Origin of the sequence: Pseudogracilibacillus amylolyticus (SeqCode) (assembly GCF_051918545.1) — a bacterium.
Taxonomy (GTDB): domain Bacteria; phylum Bacillota; class Bacilli; order Bacillales; family Amphibacillaceae; genus Pseudogracilibacillus.
On sequence record NZ_JBPPZG010000319.1, the window covers coordinates 1 to 2,931 of the forward strand.

The 2,931-nt window shown below is 35.4% G+C and carries 1 protein-coding gene and 1 pseudogene; one reads left to right on the forward strand and one right to left on the reverse strand.

All coding sequences use genetic code 11. The features are described 5' to 3' along the window. Nucleotides 1–150 (forward strand): annotated as a pseudogene (locus ACPYKA_RS20195) (ribonucleotide-diphosphate reductase subunit beta); the annotation flags it as partial. A gap of 152 nt (nt 151–302) precedes the next feature. On the opposite strand, the gene ACPYKA_RS20200 reads toward ACPYKA_RS20195, so the two are convergent. Further along, on the reverse strand, nt 303–2,931 hold a 2,629-nt coding region (locus tag ACPYKA_RS20200), incomplete at its 5' end, for an efflux RND transporter permease subunit (protein WP_479543984.1).

Genomic DNA, 2,931 nt, shown 5'->3' on the forward strand with positions numbered 1-2,931 from the left:
AGTGAAATATACGAAGAGCATGTAGAGAATCCGATGAAATGGATCCGCGCTTATGTAGATAATTTTGATGGCACGAAGACGGACTTTTTCGAACAAAAATCAAGAGCATATACAAAAACAAGTGATTTGAATGGGTTTGATGATTTGTAAAAGGAAAGGGATCAACTAGCTGACGTTGATCCCTTTTAATAATTGTAATCACTAACGCTTGTGAGCCGAATAATTTTATTATTCGCTGAATTACATGTGGATTGCGCTGAATTATCGTATAAATCGCTGAATAGCAACATCTCACTAAAAAATTATTGTGCTTTAACTTGTTTGATTGATTCTTCGATGGTCTTTTTCCTTCTAAATATCCGCTTCAACCCATTTCCAATATCCTCAAATAGTAGGTATATAGCAGGTATTAAGATTAATGTTATAAAGGTTGAAAATAGTAATCCTGAAATAATGACTACGGCAAGTGGAGATTGATAATCACTTGATGTTCCTGTCGCTAAAGCAAGTGGCAACATTCCGCCGACTGTCGTTAATGTCGTCATGAAAATCGGTCTAATTCGTTCCTTTCCAGCGTTGACCAATGCTTCATTTACATCTAAACCGTTATTTCGAAGCTGCCTCACCCGGTCAATTAGTAGGATTCCGTTATTTAATACGATCCCAACGAGCATGATTACTCCAATTCCTGACATAATATTTAATTCCTTTTGAGAAATGAATAGTCCAATTAGTACTCCAGTGATTGTAAGTGGAATAATAAATAATATTATAATCGGATGTTTTAAACTATTAAATTGGATGGCCATGACGACAAAGACGAGAAATAGTGATATTGCAAAAATAATGATTAAATCTTGTGCTGCTTTTTGTTGTTCTTCCAAATCGCCAGTAATTTCAACAGCGTATCCTCGGTCTATGTCGAGGTCTTGAACTATTTTATTTATATCCCGGTTAACTGCACTTAAATCTTGCCCCTCCATATCAGCAGTGATGCTAATATATCTCTCTCCATTTGAGCGATCAATTTGTAGCTGGGAAGAAGCCTCATTTAATGAAATATAATTAGAAAGTTTCTTTTCCCCATTTGCAGTCATGATCTTGTTATCCAATAAATCCTTTTTCTCATGAATGTTTTGATCATTTTTTACTGAAATAGGCACTGTATTCCCGTCGATAACCATTTCCCCGACTGGTGCATCTGCAAACATATGCGAAATATTCATGTACAAGTAAGGAGCGGTAATGCTATCTTCGTTCATATTTTTTTCATTTAATTCAATTAAAAATTCATCTGCACTTTCAACAGTTTGTACTGTTACGGATTTGATGTGATCCAGTTTTTCTAACTCCTCTTCCACATCTTTTGCAATAGCTTGTAGTGTATTAAAATTATCACCACTTACCTTCAATCCAATTGGAGGGTTTATCGTACCTTCCATAGAAGTACCAACATTTTCAATTGGAAAATCAGCTTCAAGCGCTCTAAACCTTTCTAAGATTTGCTCGTTAATTTCTTGTTGCTCCATCGTTTTTTCTTCTTCTGGCGTCATATTGATAAGTGCAATGAAAGCACCTGCATTATCTAATATGACATTATTGTCGACATCTGGTATTTCTTTTAAAGCTTCGTTCATTTGTAAAACAATTTCGGCACGGTTATCTGTAGAAACACCTGGTTCTAGTTCTACAATTACTTCCGCATAACGATTTAAGATATCCGGCATCAGCGTCATCGGTATTTTAGCAAGTAATAAGAAAGAACTGAAAAATAAAACCATGAAAAGGCTAAGCACGCCAATACGTCGACGTTTTTTCTTTGTTAGCCACTTAATTGTACTACCATATTTCCCGATTAAATTAAGTTTTCCAACTTTTTTAGGTCTTGCTTTTAAAAAGTTTTCCGATAATACGGGAATCAGTGTAAATGCGACAACGACTGAACTAAGGAGTGTAACAGAAATAACAACTGTGAGTACAATCATCATTTTGCCAATCTCATCATCTAGTAAAACAATTGGTACAAACACGACAATTGTTGTGAGCATAGAAGATATTACAGCACCTACAACTTCTTTTGTACCAGTTATAACCGCTTCAACATTCGAATATCCATCTTCCTTTTTCTTGAAAATAGACTCCAACACAACGATGGAGGCATCGACCAACATCCCAATTCCTAATCCAAGTCCGACTAAACTTAATAAATTAAAACTGTAATCGAGAAAGGTCATCGTTATAACGGCAAGTAATACAGAAATGGGAATGGATAGCCCGATAATAAAAGTTGCTCGGAAACTGCGCAAGAACAATAATAAAACGATGATTGCAATAATTCCACCAATTAAAATATTACTCGTTACACCATCAATCGCACTCGTAACATAATCAGCTTGTGCAGCAATTTCATCAATTTGAAGATGGTTATTATGTTCTTGTTCAATTTTTTCCACTTCCGCTCGTACAGCTTCTGCCATGTCAATTTGGGTAAAACCATTTGATCTGCCAATTTGTAAAAGTAAAAACTCTGGATCCCCATTTTTCCAGGCAACATTCGTTTGCTCACTAACTTCTTCTTTAACGGAAGCAAAATCGGATAACTTTTTCATTCCTTCATTCGTTTGAATTGGAATGGCTTTAATGTCATTTATATTGCTAAATGTCGTATTCCAACGAAGACTTGGATCCCCTTTTTCATTTTTAAGACTTCCAAATGAAGCATTTGTATTTGTCTGTTCAATGGTAGAAATAATATCCTCTTGGGTGACCTCATAAGTCTCCAATTGTTTTGGCTTTAGCGTAATGGTAATTTCTTTTTCTTCTAACCCCGAGACAGTAACTTCGTTTACTTCTTTTAGTGCTTCCAATCTTGGCTTTACCACATCAAGTGCAAAATTAGACATTTCTTGTAAAGTTCCACCAGATATGTCC